The sequence below is a fragment of the Bryocella elongata genome (genome assembly GCF_900108185.1).
GTDB lineage: Bacteria > Acidobacteriota > Terriglobia > Terriglobales > Acidobacteriaceae > Granulicella > Granulicella elongata.
Genome location: NZ_FNVA01000007.1, coordinates 331,745 through 348,333 on the forward strand (window position 1 = coordinate 331,745; position 16,589 = coordinate 348,333).

14 protein-coding genes and 1 tRNA gene are annotated in these 16,589 nt (G+C 63.8%); 7 read left to right on the forward strand and 8 right to left on the reverse strand.

Annotated elements, in window-relative coordinates; all coding sequences use genetic code 11:
• The first annotated feature begins 16 nt into the window (after positions 1-16).
• From rlmB to C4S68_RS19550, 3 genes are all read left to right on the forward strand, one after another.
• Complete coding sequence (gene rlmB / locus C4S68_RS19540; protein ID WP_103934781.1) at positions 17-826, forward strand: 23S rRNA (guanosine(2251)-2'-O)-methyltransferase RlmB; 810 nt, start codon at positions 17-19, stop codon at positions 824-826.
• Complete coding sequence (locus C4S68_RS19545; RefSeq protein WP_103934782.1) at positions 826-3,102, forward strand: gluzincin family metallopeptidase; 2,277 nt, start codon at positions 826-828, stop codon at positions 3,100-3,102. The genes rlmB and C4S68_RS19545 overlap by 1 nt, the downstream gene beginning before the upstream one ends.
• Before the next feature lie 82 nt (positions 3,103-3,184).
• Positions 3,185-4,081: an alpha/beta hydrolase family protein gene (locus C4S68_RS19550; RefSeq protein WP_103934783.1), complete on the forward strand. Its 897-nt coding sequence runs from the start codon at positions 3,185-3,187 to the stop codon at positions 4,079-4,081.
• 22 nt (positions 4,082-4,103) lie between these two features.
• Here the strand turns inward: C4S68_RS19550 and C4S68_RS19555 are convergent, their stop codons facing one another.
• The 7 genes from C4S68_RS19555 to C4S68_RS19585 all read right to left on the reverse strand — a co-directional run bounded on the left by C4S68_RS19555 (position 4,104) and on the right by C4S68_RS19585 (position 12,269).
• The gene (locus C4S68_RS19555; RefSeq protein ID WP_103934784.1) at positions 4,104-5,804 is read right to left on the reverse strand and encodes an AsmA family protein; all 1,701 of its coding nucleotides are present in this window, start codon (positions 5,802-5,804) and stop codon (positions 4,104-4,106) included.
• A 111-nt stretch (positions 5,805-5,915) separates the two neighbouring features.
• On the reverse strand, positions 5,916-6,737 hold the full coding sequence (lepB, locus tag C4S68_RS19560; protein ID WP_235011726.1) for a signal peptidase I: 822 nt from the start codon (positions 6,735-6,737) through the stop codon (positions 5,916-5,918).
• Between the two features lie 141 nt (positions 6,738-6,878).
• Positions 6,879-7,625, reverse strand: a complete 747-nt coding sequence (gene lepB, locus C4S68_RS19565; RefSeq protein WP_146072236.1) for a signal peptidase I — start codon at positions 7,623-7,625, stop codon at positions 6,879-6,881.
• Complete coding sequence (gene rnc, locus C4S68_RS19570; RefSeq protein WP_103934786.1) at positions 7,622-8,518, reverse strand: ribonuclease III; 897 nt, start codon at positions 8,516-8,518, stop codon at positions 7,622-7,624. Before rnc ends, lepB (C4S68_RS19565) begins: the two co-directional genes overlap by 4 nt.
• Positions 8,519-8,773: 255 nt before the next feature.
• Positions 8,774-10,702, reverse strand: a complete 1,929-nt coding sequence (locus tag C4S68_RS19575; protein WP_103934787.1) for a tetratricopeptide repeat protein — start codon at positions 10,700-10,702, stop codon at positions 8,774-8,776.
• A gap of 149 nt (positions 10,703-10,851) precedes the next feature.
• Positions 10,852-11,565, reverse strand: a complete 714-nt coding sequence (locus tag C4S68_RS19580; protein WP_160115248.1) for an anti-sigma factor family protein — start codon at positions 11,563-11,565, stop codon at positions 10,852-10,854.
• Between the two features lie 8 nt (positions 11,566-11,573).
• A complete protein-coding gene (locus C4S68_RS19585) occupies positions 11,574-12,269 on the reverse strand; it encodes a sigma-70 family RNA polymerase sigma factor (protein ID WP_103934789.1) in 696 nt (231 codons plus the stop codon).
• Positions 12,270-12,595: 326 nt separating this feature from the next.
• Here C4S68_RS19585 and C4S68_RS19590 point away from each other — a divergent pair, with 326 nt between their 5' ends.
• The gene (locus tag C4S68_RS19590; RefSeq protein WP_103934790.1) at positions 12,596-13,426 is read left to right on the forward strand and encodes a glutaminyl-peptide cyclotransferase; all 831 of its coding nucleotides are present in this window, start codon (positions 12,596-12,598) and stop codon (positions 13,424-13,426) included.
• Between the two features lie 121 nt (positions 13,427-13,547).
• A tRNA-Ala gene (locus tag C4S68_RS19595) sits at positions 13,548-13,623 on the forward strand.
• A 16-nt stretch (positions 13,624-13,639) separates the two neighbouring features.
• On the opposite strand, the gene C4S68_RS19600 is transcribed toward C4S68_RS19595, so the two are convergent.
• Positions 13,640-14,824, reverse strand: a complete 1,185-nt coding sequence (locus tag C4S68_RS19600; protein WP_103934791.1) for a site-specific integrase — start codon at positions 14,822-14,824, stop codon at positions 13,640-13,642.
• 814 nt (positions 14,825-15,638) lie between these two features.
• Here C4S68_RS19600 and C4S68_RS19610 point away from each other — a divergent pair.
• Together C4S68_RS19610 and C4S68_RS19615 are read left to right on the forward strand one after the other, a co-directional pair.
• A complete protein-coding gene (locus C4S68_RS19610; RefSeq protein WP_103934793.1) occupies positions 15,639-15,833 on the forward strand; it encodes a LysR family transcriptional regulator in 195 nt (64 codons plus the stop codon).
• A complete protein-coding gene (locus C4S68_RS19615; RefSeq protein WP_103934794.1) occupies positions 15,802-16,506 on the forward strand; it encodes a LysR family transcriptional regulator substrate-binding protein in 705 nt (234 codons plus the stop codon). The genes C4S68_RS19610 and C4S68_RS19615 overlap by 32 nt, the downstream gene beginning before the upstream one ends.
• Positions 16,507-16,589 lie beyond the last annotated feature (83 nt).

The window sequence follows — 16,589 nt, forward strand, 5'->3', positions numbered from 1 at the left end:
CGGCTACACTAGAGGGATGGACGTTCTCTACGGTTTGCACCCGGTGGAAGAGGCGCTGCGCTCCGGGCTGCGGCGGCTGGATCACGTGGCAGTGGCTCGCGAGCGCGAGGCCCGGCGCGATCCCAAGCTGGAGCGCATTCTCGAGCTCTGCCGCGAAAAGCGCGTGCGTGTGGTCACGGAGCCGCGGGAGCAGCTGACCCGGCACACCAAGACGGATCTGCACCAGGGCGTCGTCGCGTTCGTGCAGGAGCGCAAGTTCCTGGCGCTGGAGGACTTGCTGGAAGCTCCGGCAGGGCCTTCGGGGCACAGGTTCTTCCTGGCGCTGGATGGGGTCGAGGACCCGCACAACCTGGGGGCCCTGCTGCGTTCGGCCGATGGCTCGGGCGTGGATGGGGTGATCCTTACGGAGCGGCGGTCCGCGCCGATTTCGGCGGTGGTGGCGAAGACTTCGGCTGGCGCGAGCGAGCATGTGCGGATCGCCAAGGTGACGAACCTGACACGGACGCTCGAGGTGCTGAAGAAGAGCAATGTGTGGGTCGTCGGGCTGGATGAGCGCGGCACGCCGGACTATTCGGACTTCGACTTCAGGCAGGATGTCTGCCTCGTGCTGGGCGCGGAGGGTGCGGGGCTTCACGATCTGGTGAAGAAGACCTGCGATTATCTGCTGCGGATCCCGATGGCGGGGAGTGTGAGCTCGCTGAATGTGTCGGTGGCGGGTGCGGTGGTGATGTATGAGGCGCTGCGTCAGCGGCGGCCGGGCTCTGCTGCCCAGCCCGTGGCGGCGGAGTCCAAAGCCAAGAAGCCGCGAAAGGGTTTAGGTTCCTGATGCAAGGATTTCTTCGGCTGCCGGCGGTGATGTTGCTCGCTGGCGCCACGCAGTTTGTGGGGGCGCAGACGGCGCCCTCCACCGGAAGCAGCACGCCCAGCACGACGCCGGCTCAGACGCCTCAAAGTGAGCAGAAGCCCGATGGCGAACAGGCGCCGGCGCCTCCCAAAGGTCAGGTTCTCTTTCAGAGTCACGGTGATGCGCCGGAGGCTCCGGACCAGACGGGCGTGGAGCCGCTTCCCGCACAGGGCGCTGATAACGGGATGTCCAGCAGCTCTTCGTCGAATCCTGGAGAGCCGGATGCGGCTCCTGCGCAGATTGGCGAAGCAGAGAAGCCGACTGGCCCGGAGCTGAGTGACGCCGAGCGGTCCGCGCTGACGATCACGGGCTATGACCTGGACGCTCGGCTGACGCCTGCGCGTTCGCGGCTGGCGATGCGTGCGGTGCTGACGGTGCGCAACGACGGCAAAGAGCCGATGACGCGGCTCGCGCTGCAGGTCTCGTCGACGCTGAAGTGGGACTCGGTGTCGCTGGTGACGCCGGCGGGGACGCAGAAGCTGGCCGTAGCGCAGCACCTGCTGGAGACGGACACCGATCACACCGGAAGGGCCAACGAGCTGGTGCTGGCGCTGCCTGCGCCGCTGGCGCCGGGCGGGACGCTGAAGCTGGATGCGTTCTACTCCGGCGCGGTCACGCAGAATGGCTCGCGGCTGGCTCGCATTGGCGCCAATGCCACGCAGGCCGCCGATGCGGACTGGGATTCAGCGGGGCCGCGCGAGATTGCGCTGCGGGGCTTCGGCGATGTGCTGTGGTACCCAGTGAGCTCGCCGCAGTACTTCCTGGGACAGGGCAATGAGCTGTTCGAAGCGATTGGCCGGATGCGGCTCCGGGAGGCGCAGGCCAGCGTGCGGCTGCGTCTTGCGGTGGAGTTTCAGGGCGAGGCCCCTGTGGCAGCGTACTTCAACGGCCGGCGCGCGGAGTTGAAGGCGATCTCGGACAATGCGGATGCGCCGGTGGCGACGAACGCGGGGATCGCCACGACAGAGTTTGCCGCGGAGCCGATGGGCTACCGCGCGCTCAGCCTGTTTGTGCTGAGTGACAAGGAGACGTTGACCGCGGCGCTTCCGCTGGGTGTGGCGCCGCCGCCTCCGATGGTGACGGCGGCACCGATGTACAGCGCGAAGACGGAGAGTTCGAGCGCGGCGGGTTCTAGTGCGGCCGGGGCAAGTGCAGCGGCCGCTCCCGTGGTTGAAGCTGCGAAGCCGGAGCCGGTCGTGGCGTCGGAAACGGAAGGGCGGCAAGGGCCGCCGTTGCTGGCGGTTTCGGGCGCGAGCGACCTGATCACGAACCAGCTTCGGGACGCAGCGGAGAACGTTGCGCCGGTGATCCAGGACTGGTTCGGGACGCATCCGCTCTCGGCGCTCACGATTGTGGATCATCGCGGGCAAGCCTTTGAGGATGGGCCGCTGGTGGTTGCTCCGGCCGCTGCGCTGGCTTCGCGGGAAGATCCGTCGGCGCTGGTCTACAGCATGGCGCACGCGTGGGTGCAGACGGGGCAGCCGTGGATCGACGAGGGGCTCTCGGGCTTTGCCTCGCTGGTGGTGACGGAGAGCCAGCATGATCGCGATACGGCCATAGCGCAGCTGAATGACCTGCTGCGGCCGTTGTTGATTGCGGAGCCGGAGTTCGATTCGCAGGAGGCTGCGAACGCTCCGGATGCGGCAAAGGGCCAGCCGCTGATCGCGGCGACGTCGGAGGTGTACTACCGGCGCAAGGCGGCGGCGGTTTTCTGGATGCTGCGTTCGCTGATTGGGGACGAGGCGCTGAGTGCGGCGATCAAGACACTGGTGACGGAGCCTCCCTCGCACGGTAGCGCTGAAGAACAGGCCGTGGCGTTTGAGAAGCTGCTGGAGAAGACGGGCACGAAGGACCTGTCGTGGCTTTTCCACGACTGGGTGCTGAATGATCCGGGGCTGCCGGACCTGAGCTTCATCGATGTGACACCGCGGTCTCTGCCTGCGGGCAAGGGACACGATTCGGGCTGGCTGGTGGCGGTGTCGGTGAAGAACGACGGTGGAGCGACGGCGGACGTTCCGGTGGTGGTGCGCTCGGGAAACCTGACGCACGCGGACCGGATGCGGATTCCGCCGTACTCGCAGGCGGTGGTTCGGATCCTGGTGGAAGGAGCGCCAACCCAGGTGCTGCTGAATGATGGAAGCGTGCCGGAGGTCCGGACGTCGCAACATATCCGCACGCTGGACGTCGCACCGAAGTAGGCCGACGCAGAACAAGCGCTGAAAGAGCGATGGCAGACGGCGGAGTCAAGGTTAGGATGTTCGGAGACCCCGAGGACAACCTATGCTGATCCGCCGTTCGTCTGTGCTCTTCTGCTCGCTGCTTGCCGTCGCGATCTCCTCAACCTGTGTTGCTGCGCAAGCTGCGTCCGGGCCGGTTCCGGCAGGAATCGAGACGTTTCAGCTGCCGAGCCATGGAGCCTTGCTGAATGCGTTCGTGTATACGGCTGCGGGCGCCGGGCCGCATCCTGCGGTGGTGCTGCTGCATGGATTTCCAGGGAACGAGAAGAACCTCGACCTGGCGCAGGACATTCGCCGCGCGGGCTGGGATGTTCTTTACTTCGACTATCGCGGCTCGTGGGGCTCGCCTGGGGATTTCAGCTTCGAGCACACGATGGAAGATGTGCCCGCGGCGCTGGCGTACCTGCGCGATCCGGCGAACGCGGCGAAGCTGCGGCTGGACCCCAAGCGCATCGCCGTGGTGGGGCACAGCATGGGCGGCTGGATGGCTCTCGAGACAGGCGCGGTGGACCATGATCTGCTGGGCGTGGGGATCATCTCTGGAGCGGACATGACCGGGCGCATCCCGGAGAACTTTCCGCCACAGGCCATGCCGATCGTAGAGAAGAAAGTTGCTGAGTCACTGGCTGCAGAGGGCATGGCTCCGTTGGCCGGGTGCACACCCGAGAGCCTGGCGAAGGAAGCCATTGAGCATCGCGTGGCGTGGGCCTTCCGCACGAGCGCCGCGAAGCTGAATCATGTGCCGCTGCTGGTGGTGTCGTCGGACGATGGGCTGGCGGATGCGGATAACGCGATGGCTGATGCCGCTGCGAAGGCTGGCAACACGAAGGTGGTGAAGGTCCACTACGCGACGGACCATTCGTACTCGGACAAGCGGCTGGAGCTGTCGCAGACGGTGCTGGATTGGCTGGGAACGCTGCCGGGACATCCACTGAAGTAGGAGAGCTCTTGTCGCGATCTCGCTAACGCTTGTGCTTGCCTTTGGCCTTCCCGGTGGCTGGGGGCGCAGTGGCTACGCAGGTCTGAGGGCCGCCCCAGGGGCGTCCGCAGGTGATGTTGATGGGCACGGCTTTGGCGGGTTCGTCCTTCGCAGCCTTGGTGTCCGCGGACTTTGCATCGGAAGCCTTTGCGTCGGGCTTGGCGGGCGCCAGCGGGGCCCAGGTTTGGTCCAGATTGTCGCCGAGCGGCGGAGCCATGGCGATGTAGTCGCGGATCTCCTGCGGGGTGGCGGAGCCGGTCAGTGTGAAGCTGTAGGAGCCCTGCGTGGCGAGGCCGCTGAGGTTGAGGGCGGGCTTGCCTTCTGCAGCGACGTTGATGGCGCCCAGAGCGAAGCCCTGGGGCGTGCCAGCGATGGTGGGCGCGGCGAGTCGCGGGTCGGCCACAGAGGCGGGCGGCAGCTCGCCGTGAGCTTCGCCCTTCCACCAGCCTGGCTGGCCGTTCTCGGCTGGGATCCACTCGCCGGTGGCGGAGATGGCGCCTTCAGGAGCGTGGATCGCCTGCATGCGGCGGCTGAAGAGCTTGGCCCACTCGAGCAGGTAATTGTCGGGCACGTGGGTCATCGTGACTGCAAGGCCTGAGCCGCGCAGGCCGAGGATGTCGAGCTTTGCAGCCTTCGCCTCTACGGCTCCGGGCTGGTCAAAGCCGTGGGCCTGGGGGGTGGCGACGCCACAGGCGGCGTTTTCGAGGCCCGCATCGGTGATGTTCAACGTGCCGTCGCAGCGGATGCTGAGATCGAGCGGATTTGCGGGGAGGAAGTCGGCGCGGCGGAGGTCGTTGACCGTGGCATGGGCACGGACGGTGGCGTGTCCCAGGCCGCCGGCCACGGCGACGTCGATGTGCAGGGTGCCGCGCCACTCGGCGTCCTGCCCGGTGACGATGCGGCTGGCTTCGCCGAGCGGGGCATCGCGCCAGGTCAGCTGCAGGTCAACGGGGACCCCGGCGAGCGTGGGCGCGCGTTGCAGGGAGCCTTCCACGCGGAGCATGCCGGGGTCGGAGATGTTGGTGTCGGTGCGGGCGGGCTTGGCGTCGAGACGGATGCGCCACTGCTGCGCGGAAGGAAGCCAAAGGGCGAAGTCGGCATCAGTGAGGGAGAAGGGCATCTTCTCCGCGCCCACCTTGAGGTTCACGCGAGCGCCGGTGGCTTCGATGTAGGGAAAGCGTGGGGACGTACCGGCTTTGGGCTGCGAGGTGGGGGCGGTGTCGAGCTGCGAGGCGTGCATGAGCAGGCTCTCGAGGTTCCACTTGCCGTCGGCGTCGCGGACGAGGTTGAGGCTGGGCTCGACGAATCGGATGGTGGAGAACTCCACCTGGCGACGCCACAGGGAGCTGGGGCGCAGGGTGGCTTCGACGACGTTGGCGCGGATGATGGGCTCGAATCCGAAGTGGGGGTCTTCGCTGACGACGAGGTTCTCCAGCGTGAAGCCCGGCATGGGCAGCAGGTGCAGGGAGACGCGATCGAGGTGAACCGGGCGGCCGAGGCTTGCGCTGATGCTGGCTGCAATACGCCGCTGGTAGCGGTTCACGTTAAGCATCGGGGGCGTAAGGATCAGCAATCCCAGCAGGACGAGTATGCCCAGCAGCACAAGCCAGTGCCAGCGCCGTGGGCGCATGCCCCTGGCGAGATCTTCATCGAGGACCGGATCGATACTGCCCCAGGCCGACATCTAAAACGAATCTCCTGTTGCTGAGAGCTTGAACGAGCGTGCCGCACCGTCTTCGCGGGGAGGACGGACGTGAAGGCGGCGGCTTCGTGTCGCGCCTTCAGGAGATGCGGCCTACTTCACGACGTGAAGCGTCCGCGACCAACGGGTCTGGTCGAAGATGTGGATCAGGACATGGAACATGAAGCTGACGCGCTCTCCGGTGCTGGTCTTGTTTTCTTCGTCCGCGGGGGTGAGGAAGGACCAGTAGACGAAGAGGGGCCGGCCCATGATGTTCTCGACGGGAACGAAGCCCCAGTAGCGGCTGTCGAGAGACTCGGTGCGGTTGTCGCCCATGGCGAAGACCTTGCCCGGGGGGACGACGACGTCGCCGTTGACGATGCGTGTGGGCAGCTCCTGCCGCCAGACTTCGGTCAGCTGCTGGCCGTAGTCCGGAGTGATGGCGGGGAAGTCGTCACGGTAGGGGATGTAGCCGTCCTGCGCACCGGGCTGAGAATCATCGGGCATGCGCGCGAATCCTTCCTGGACGGGCTTGCCGTTGATGAAGACGTGGCCGTGCTCGAGGTGGATGTGGTCACCGGCGATGGCCATGGCGCGCTTGACCAGGATCAGGTCGGGGCTCTCGGGATTGGGCTTGAAGAAGACGATGATGTCGCCGCGCTGTACGGGGCGATAGTGCACGAAGGGCGCCCAGGTGGTTGCGGGAGAGAGCGTCTCGCGATCGACGACGACGTGATCGCCGATGAGCAGCGTCTTCTCCATGGAGCCCGAGGGGATGACGAAGTTCTGGAAGACGAAGCCCATGACCCACAGGCCGATGGCGAGCACGAAGGCGATGGACGCAATGGCCTCGAGCGGGGTCTCGGTCTGCAGCTCCGGTTCGGTGGAGTGGATCGTCTGAGGCTCAGTGACCGGGTTCAGGGGGGTGGTGCTCACAGTCGTTCCAATCTCCTGGCGGGTCCGCGCCGGGCGCGAAACGGGCTCGCCTCAGTGTAACCGCTGGGTGGGAGGGTGGGACCGGAGATTCGCGGAGCTGAGAGCGAGTTGCTGTTGCCGGAACGGGCCCTGGGACGGCTTCTAGCGCAGGATGCGCGCGGCGCGGAAGCCATCGCCGAGGACCTTGCCGAGGCGGCCAAGCGTGGAGGCCGGTGGTGGCGGAGTCGGCTCGAACTGGCGAGCTTCGGCGGTCTGGCCGCTCTTCCAGGAGGTGGAGAAGTACACCACCAGCGGGCGTCCCACCATGTTCGCCTGCGGCACGAAGCCCCAGTAGCGGCTGTCTTCGCTGTTGTTGCGGTTGTCGCCGAGGACGAAGTAGTGGTCAGGGGGGACAACCACGTCCGCGCCCACGATCGACCGGCGCAGCATCAGCCACCAATGCTCATCGACGTCGGGATCGGCTTCGCGGAGATTGGGAAATTCGTCCCGAAAGAGGTTAGGCCGTGAGGGAGCATAGACCGCGTAGCTCTCGGAGATGGGCTGACCGTTGACCAGCACGCGGCCATCGCGGAGGCGGATGCGGTCGCCTGGGAGGCCGATGACGCGCTTGACGAGGTGGCGCGACGGGTCGGGAGGGAAGAGGAAGACGGCGAGATCGCCGCGATGCACCGGGGTGGCGGGGAGAAGCATGCTGCCAAGCCTGCCTTCGGCGGCGTAGGAGCGCTTGTCGACGAGCAGGAAGTCGCCGACGTTGAGCGTGGGCTGCATGGAAGCGGATGGAATGCGGAAGGGCTGGATGACGAAGGTGAGCAGGAAGAGCGCGATGATCAGCATCTCGGCCAGCGAGCGCACCATCGCGACCGGGCCGTAGTGCGGACCGGATCTCACGCGACGCCCCGGGTTGCGGCGACCTCGGCTGGCCCAAGCTCTTCGAGAGCGAGAGCTGCGGCACGCTGCTGCGCTTCCTTCTTGCTGGGACCTTCTGCGGAGGCGAGGATCCGCACGCCGTCGTCGGTCTCGAGGTGGGCTTCGACGGCGAACCGCTTCTGGTGGGCCGGGCCGCTCTCGCCGATGTCGACGTACTTGAGCTTTCCGGAGCCGGCGGCCTGGACGCGCTCCTGCAGCAGGGTCTTGTGGTCGCGCAGGGCGCGGCCCTCGCCGGAGGCTTCGAGCTCGCGGTGCAGGTTCTCGCGCTCGGGGCCGAGGAGATAGCGCTCGACGATGCGGCGGACCGGTCCGAAGCCTGCCGTGGCGGCATGTTCTCCGCCGGGAGCGCTGGCGTCGAGGTACATGGCGGCGATGATGGCCTCGGCTGCATTGGCGAGGACGGTGGGCTTCTTGCGGATGCCGTTGAGTTCGGCGCTGCGGCCAAGGAGCAGGTGCTTGCCGAGGTCGAGCTGCTCGCCCATCTCGGCCATGCGCTTGCGGCTGACGAGGCTGGCGCGCAGTCGGGTGAGGTCGCCTTCGCCGCACTGCTGGAACTCGGAGAAGAGAGCTTCGGTGACCATGAGGCCGAGCACGGCGTCGCCGAGGAACTCGAGCTGCTCGTTGTCGGTGCCGGGAACGTTGCGGGGCTCGCGCCAGCCGTTGGTCTGCTGGATGGCGAGGGTTGCGGCGGTCTGGCCGCCTTCGTAGGGGAAGGAGCGATGCGTGAGCGCGAGCTCGATCAGCTCGGGACGGCGGAAGCGGTACTCCAGCCGGTCCTCGAGCTCCGCCCATCGCGAGGGGGGCGTGTCCGTTGGGGTCGGCTCGGGCTCGGCTTTGCGCTTGCGGGTGCTCATCGCTCTTCAGCTTTCTACTCTACGCGCGGGACGGGGCGCCGTACTTCAGGGGCTGAAGCCCCAGGTTTCTCGAATGATCCACGATGTGTCATTTCGACCGGAGCGGGATAGTTTCATCGTCCTGCGTAGCGGAGAAACCTGCTGTTTGCCCGCACCGGCAAACAGCAGGTCCCTCGACTTCCCTACGCTCCGCTCGGGATGACACATTTTTCAGCATTTCATCAGTCCAGAGCCCGCCGAATCGATCAATACAGCCTAGTTCGGCGGGGTGCCGACGGGCGGCTTGGACGGCGGTGGGTCGGGCTGGTAGGAGTCCTTCTCCTTCTTACCGGTGGGATCGAAGTCCTTGTCGTCGTCATCGTCGGAGCTGGACTTCTGGGCGCGCTGGGGCAGCTTGTAGGGCCTGGCGATGCCAGCCTCGGCGGCGGCCTTCGTGTCGGGACGGCTGTCGCGGGAGGCGAGTGCAGCTTTGTACTCGGCGACGGCTTTGGCGCGCTCGGGGGTGCTCTCGGAGTCGTAGAGTCGGCCGAGGTAGATGTGCGCCCAAGCGACGGTGCGGGGATCGGGAGCAGCAGAGGCCTTGCTGAGATCGAGGGTCCTGGTGAAGCCTTCAAGAGCTTCGTCGGGGTGTCCCTGCATGAGTTCCACGCGGGCGAGGACATACTGGGCGTGGGCGTGGTCGCCTTTGGGGTCGGCCATCGCCTTGTCGGCGAGGTCGGCGGCGTCGCCGTCGTGACCCTGCATCAGCAGGATTTCGGCGCGGTCCATCGCTGTGAGCTGACGGGCCTGGGGCATGGACGGCCGCAGCGGGTCGGGAGGGACGGTCTTCACGAAGAGGACCTGCTCGGCGTGGTGGAGTTCACGCTGGACGTCCATGCCGTAGATCATGGGGGCGATCTCGTCGCGCAGGCCATCGCCGATGCGGCTCATGCTGGTGAGCTGGTTGTAGAAGTACTCAGTGAGAACCCAGCCCTGGGCCTCATCGACATCGATGAGTTTGAGGCGGGCGAGGTCGTTGGCCTTGTCCCAGGCGGTCTTCTCGGCCTCGTAGACGTCCATGTCGGAGCGTTCGTGGATGGTGCGCGGCTTGACGGGGCGCGGTCCGGGCACGACGTAGAGGTGGGCTTCGATGCCTTTGATCAGGCATTCGGTGAGCAGGGCCGGAGCATCGGACTTGTAGAAGAACTCGAGTGGGGCGTCCTGCACGCCACGCAGGATGGGCTGAATGCGCTCCATTGCCGAACCACGGCTGTAGACCATGGGCTCGACCGTGTAGTGCAGGTAGATGTGGCGGATTTCGTCCATCCTCACCGGGTCGCCGGCGGAGTTGTCGGGGGACATCTGGACGATGTAGTCGGTGCCGTAGATGCGGGCGTTGGTGATCTCGGGCGCGAGCATGGGCTCAAGCAGCACGAGGAAGCGGCGGCCGTCGTAGGTGGAGACCGGCTGGTGCAGGTAGATGTTGGTGTCGAGCACCATCTGCGCCATGGGATCGTGGACACGCGCAATCAGCGCCTCGTACTCAGGGCGATGACGGATCCAGATCAGGTGGAGGTCGATGTCTTCGGCAAACTGGCGGAGCTTCGGCAGGATGTTGATGACGGAAGCGGCCTGCGGAGGCAGCTGGGTCTCGTCCGCGTTGGGGGTGAGCTCCGGCGGGGGCGAGAGGTAGAGCGCGAGCGAGACATACTGGCCGACGTTGAGGCCGGAGTCATTCTGGCGATGCTGCTGGATGTATTGGCAGACGGCGTCGCGGCTGGTGCGTGCAGCCTCGGACTCCTCAAGGGCCTTGTTGAGCTCGGCGCGGATCTTTGCACGGACAGGCATGGACTGGTCGAGGCCCTGGTCGTAGCCGCAGACGTTGAGCGCGACGGCCATGTCGAACAGCGGCTCGTTGGTCTCGAGCGTTACGGAGGAGCTGCCGGGCTGGATCTGCGCGGCGCGCGGGCGGGCCACGGGGTTTGTCTGGTCGCTGGCGCGCTCACCGGGGCCGGACGAAGAGCTGGTGCCCTGCTGCTGGCCCGGAGGCAGCGTTGGGTCGTCGGAGCTGGACGAGGAGGCTGGCTGCGGCTTCTGCTGGTTGCTCAGCGTGGCCGGAGCTTGAGCTGACGGGGTCTGCGCCGGCAGAGCCAGCGAAAGGCTCAGCAGCGAACCGGCGGCGAGGGAGGAGACGGCGAAACGCATCGGGAAGAACGAACCCTTGGAGGGCGATGTCGCAAACGGGAGCAAGCGGGACACAGTACAGGTGTGACGCACCCCAACAGTGTATGGGAAGCAGCGCATGGCTGGACGGAAACGGGGATTCCGGGGGAAAGCGGTAAGAACCGGCTAGCCTAGCCGCGGACGGAGATACCCGAAAAGGTGACCACTACGTGGCCCTTGACCGGGACTCCGAACAACGTTGCGGGCTGAAAGACGCTGGTGAGCAGATTGCGCTCGATCTGGACGGAGGTGTCCTGATCCCTGGGGCCGGCGACGATGGAGTAGTCGTAGACGCGACCGTGGGTGTCGACCATGGCGTCGACGATCACCGGAACATCGTGGCGGGTCTCGACCGGCGATTGGGGCACTTGCGAATACAGGTACCTCGGCTGCACCAGGTGCGCCATGTTGTCGTCGTCGGCCAGTACCGCGTTGGAGAGGCCAAGAACCGAGACAGCGCTGCCGAGCAGGACGATGGTTGCGGAAAGGCCGCCAGCCAAGCGCAGCGCCAGGGGAGCGAGTTGGCGATCCCAGGCGAGGGCGAGCTGTTTGCGCAGGGGGAGATGGGTGCCGCGGGTACGCTCGAGGCTCAGAGCGTTGCGAAGGTCCTGTTGGAGACGCTCGGGAACGCGTACCGGAGCAGCGGCGGCCAGCGCCTGCTGCATGTTTCGAAGCTCTTCAAACTCCAGGGCGCAGGGGGCGCATTCCTCAAGGTGCGTAGCGATGGAGGCCATCTCCACACCGGTCGTGGTGCCATCGAGGTAGTCATCAAAGCAAGCGCGGACGTGGAGACACACCGCATCGATTCCATCGATCGCGTCGTGTTCGTTCCAAACGTTCTGCACTGCCAGACTCACCTTGTACCTGCTCTCAGGATAGATGTCGGACGGGTGGAAGAAGTCGCTGTGGAAGTTTCCCTCGAAGTTTCTCTTGGGGATTCCTTGGGAGGCATCAGGGCGACCTTCAGCGCGGCGCGGCCACGGGTCAGGCGGCTCTTTACCGTGCCGAGATTGACCTGCAGCATGTCTGCGATCTCTTCATAGCCGAAGCCTTCGATCTCACGCAATACCACTACCGTCCGGTAGGTCTCGGGCAGGGTTTCGAGTGCCGCCTCGACGCGCTCGCGCAGCTGCTTGCGGGCGGCGTTGTCGAAAGGAGAAGCGTCATTTGCGGCCAGCAGGTCAGCCAGGCAGAAGGTCTCGCCGTCGGCGTTCTCCTGTGGCGTGTCGACGCTGAGCTCGAGGCGCTTGTGGCGTCCCCACCAGCGACGCTGGTTGCTGGCTTCATGCAGGGCGATGCGATAGATCCAGGTGCGGAGGCTGGCTTCGCCGTGGAAGGTCCGGATGTTGCGGAAGACTTTGACGAAGACTTCCTGGGTGACGTCGGCGGCGTCGGAGGGATCGCGCAGGCTGCGGGCGATGAGGGCGTAGATGGGGTGGCTGTACTGCGCGATGAGCAGCGCAAAGGCCTGCTCGGAGCCGGCCTTCAGCTCTTCGACGAGGCTTTGCTCTTCCGCTCGAATTCCAATCGCGCTTGCCAGATCGCTCATCGCGTTCCTCGCCCGGTTGCCACGACGCTTGAAGCGGCGTCTCCCCAAAATTGGGGGGTGACGCTTAAAGTAGGGCCCCGATGCGGTTGCTGTCCAGCGTCGCCCCGGAGGTGCATCGATTTGAGACTGCTCTGCTGCGGAAATTCAGATCGAGAATCTGCACAAAATATGGTGCGCCGCCGGCGGCGGGGTGCTCGCTCACCCCCCACAATAGACACCGGGAATCAGCGATTTGTTCCCGATATTCGCACCGATCGAGGACTGAGAGCGATTTGGGCATGCCCTACGATGATCGTGTCTCGTTAGATATGTTTTCCAGGATCCGAATGCCATCGATCGTCTCTCGCTTTGTATGGTCCGCGACAAACCAGTTGCTCTTTTCCTGCGCGGCCCTGCTGGGTTGCAGGACGCCGGGGGAGAGCAGCGTTCAGGCTTCGGTGCCCGGCGTGAGGCCAGCTCCGGTGTCGGGCTACCGCGTGGTCGCCACGCTGCCGCACTCGGTCAGCAGCTTCACCGAAGGCTTCTTCTACCTGAACGGGCTGTTTTATGAGAGCACCGGACTGAAGGGGCATTCGGAGCTGCGGGTGACCTTTCCGAAGACGGGCGACCTGAAGCTGAAGGCCGGCCTTTCCCCGGATCTCTTTGGCGAAGGAATTGTGGATGTGGGGCGGTATATCTACCAATGGACCTGGCAGGCGCACCGGGGGATCATCTACTCAAACCGAACGCTGCAACAGGTGGGCTCGTTTACTTACAGCGGCGAAGGCTGGGGGATGACTCGGGATGACAGCGACATCATCACCAGCGATGGATCGGCGACGCTCAGCTTTCGCAATCCGGCTAGCTTCACGGTGACGCGGCAGATTACGGTGCGGGATGCGGGGCAGCCCGTCCCGATGCTGAACGAGCTGGAGTACATCAAGGGGAGCATCTACGCGAACGTGTGGCACACGAATCGCATCGCCAGGATCTCACCGAGTGATGGCCGCTTGCTGGAATGGATTGATCTGTCCGGGCTCGAGCCCGATGCAGAAGAGCGCGACCCGGAGGCCGTGCTCAATGGCATAGCCTATGACCAGAAGGGCGACAGGATGTTCGTTACCGGCAAGCTGTGGAAGCACATCTATCAGATCGAAGTCGTGCCGCCGACGAAGTGATCCTGAGCCTGCAGGGCTTGGCGGATGAGAGGCGTTGCAGCAGCACAGGCTCTTTCCTCTGTGGGCCGGTTTGACTTGAAGCGGCCGAGAAGCGACAATAAATGAAGTCCTTCCCTTGAGTGGGCCTGTGGCGCAGCTGGGAGCGCGCTTCCATGGCATGGAAGAGGTCATCGGTTCGATCCCGATCAGGTCCACCAAACAACCCCTTACAAATCAAATAGCTACAGGAAGCAGCACTCCTCCTTCCCTTAGCGACTTTGTGTCATTTTGTGTCAGAGACGTTTGCGCGCGTTTTGCAGCCTTGCGCCGGCCCTCGACCACTGCGCCGGTTGAATCCGACTTTTTCCGATTCGGAGCACTCAATCCGCGCAACTCACGATTAATCGAATTGATCGTCGATTGCACGCTCGCCGGAATCTCCTGCATATAGACGTCCGTGGTGGTCGCGGTACGCGAGTGCCGCATGACCCCCTGCACATCTGTTACAGTCCCCTTTTTCTGGGCCAGTGTCGCGATAGTTCTGCGAATGACCTGGAAGGTGAGCTTCGGCAAGTTGAGATCGCGAGCAAGTTTGTGAAGCACTCGCTTGCGATAGTTGTCCGTGTCCAGGAACCCTCCGACTTCATTAGCGAAGATGAAGTCCTCCTCAGACAGAGACGGCGACTTCGTCTTGTCCTTCGCCGCAGCTTCTTGAGCACGCTCTTCGCACTCAAGTCGCCACGCTTGCAGATCGTCGGCGAGCTCACGCGGGATATGGATGACCGTGAGACTCTTCTTCGTTTTCCCCCAGTCACGGATGTTGCCCTTATAGACAGTCTCCGCGACCGTGAGAGTGGACGCTTCATAGTCGAAGCGCTTCCATCGGAACGCGAACAACTCGCTCGGACGAAGCGCATTGGTCATATCAAGCTCAAGCAAGATGCGATCTCGAAGATTGAGCTTCGAGAGAGCCAGCCGAAGTTGATTCCATGTGAGTGTTGTCGTGTCCGTTGCTCGCAGTTGTGCAGGCACTTTGATCTTGCGTGCAGGATCCTTGACGAGGAAGTCCTGATCGACTGCCTCGGCAAAGATATCCCGAAGGTACGCACGCATCTGCAAGACACGGTCCTTTGATCCGGTTACGGCCAGCTTGTTGAGGTGGAGTTGCAAGCTGAACTTGTCGAAGTTGACCAGCGGGATCTCGCCCAAGGGTTCGACGAGATCGGACTGAATGAGGAACTTCTTGGTCTTAGCCGTTTCTTCTTTCCAAACGGCTTCTTTGAGTGGCAGGAATCGGTTCGTGACAAACCATGCGAAGGTAACGGACCCATCGTTCATGATTCGGGTCGGGGAACCGGGCTGCCCCAGTTGTTTCGTGATCTCACGTTCCAGGGTCTGACCGGCTTCGGTCTTCGTCATCTTCGATTTCGGCCGAGGCTCACTGGAATGCGAACGGACTTCTGCTCATTCGTGGCCGGATCGTTCACCACCTTTCGGTAGTATCCATACCACTGCTTTCCGCGAGGCGTGACGTAGCCTCGTTGGTGCGTTGTACCCATTTCATTTCCTCAGTTCTGTGGCGGGAAAGGATAGGGCCTATCTCGATTTTACCGGCGGTTTCCGCTGGAGAAAAGAGATAGGCCACGCGAGGTCGCCACGATTCGGATCGTTGGAGATCGGCAGGAAAGGTGTGTCCTCCGTTAGGAGGGGTAGGCTTTACGTCACCTCACGCGTCGACGCAACACGCTCAAGCGCTCCCGCTCTTCGATGAATGTTTCGATACCGCTCGCGCGATATCGCAAGGTCCCGTCTCCGATGCGTATCACCGGCAACCGCGGGGACTTGCGCGAGGAATGATCCCAGACCCAATCGGTGCTGACGTGGAGTCGGGCGGCGACTTCCTCTGCCGTGAGCAGAGGCTCGCGATCTGGCGCGGGCTGTGTAGAGGCGGCAGCTGACATGGGCATCTCCTGTGGATTCAAGTAGGCTTCGCCGGTTGTACCGGTGCCGTCAGCATGAGGTGGAGGGGAGCGCGAGTCCAATTGATGCTATTTATCGGGTGATATATGGCATGTATCGGATGGGCACGCGCGAGAGTAAGTTTGGCCACTTCGCGCAATTTCTCTTGTGACTTGTTCTTCCTCAGGCCAGGATGGCAGCGCGAGCGGCTTTCTGATTCAGGGCCACACTTGTTGGATCGTACGCAGTCACCGCTAATGCAGAGTCTTGACCTATGTACGATTGGGCTGAGTTCAGGCACTTCCGCTATCTGCTTGCCATCCTCGAAAAGGAAGGCTTCCGTGCTGCCGCGGAGTTTCTCTATACAACGCAGCCCAACCTAAGCGTGCAGGCCAGGCAGTTTCAGGAGAACCTCTCTGTTCGGCTGCGCTCCGCAGGTGGATCCGACACTCTTCCGCCGTGCGCGTGAGTTTCATCAAGAGCTGATGCCGTCCTGTACCGTTCAACCGATGTACGGGGACACCCTGCAGCTGGCAGATGAAGTTGCAAATGGATTCCTGGACGCAGCCCTCGTCCAATTGCCTGTCGACCATCCAGAGCTCCACATTGAACAGCTGCACCGCGAGCCGCTCGTCGTCTGCTTGCGCAATGACGATCCTCTCGCTACCAAGTCTCTCTTGAGAGTGGTGGATCTAAAGTCCCGTGCCGTGGTCTTCCATGATCCTCAACGCCATCCCAGAGCGCATGCGAGGCTGCTTGAACTCCTTGCCGAGGTGGGACTTTCGGTCGAACACTTCGCACGCGGTTCGAACCTGGCGGAGATGATGGAGTTGGTCAGAGAGGGATACGGCTTCGCTTTCATTCGCGAAGGCATGGCGCTCGACTCGGAACTGGTCGCACGTCCGATCGCCGGCGTCGACTGGACCGTCGATATCGCGATCGCATATCACCGGGAGCGCCACCCCAATACCGCGCCGATCATTGCTCGAAAGCTTCGGCAGCCGCAGGGGCTCCTCCATCAAATCGAGGGCAGGGATACACAGCTGCCCTCTGCAGGTCGCAACTCTCTTCCGCCGAAGCGGCCCCCTCAATCTGTGGGCGCGAATGCTTACGTCGCGCGACCTTCTCGACGGAAGGCCTAGTGCATCCATGTCTACATCTCCGCGATAAATGCGAACTATCACCCCGATAAATACGAACTATTGGACGAGGTCGAACAACGCGC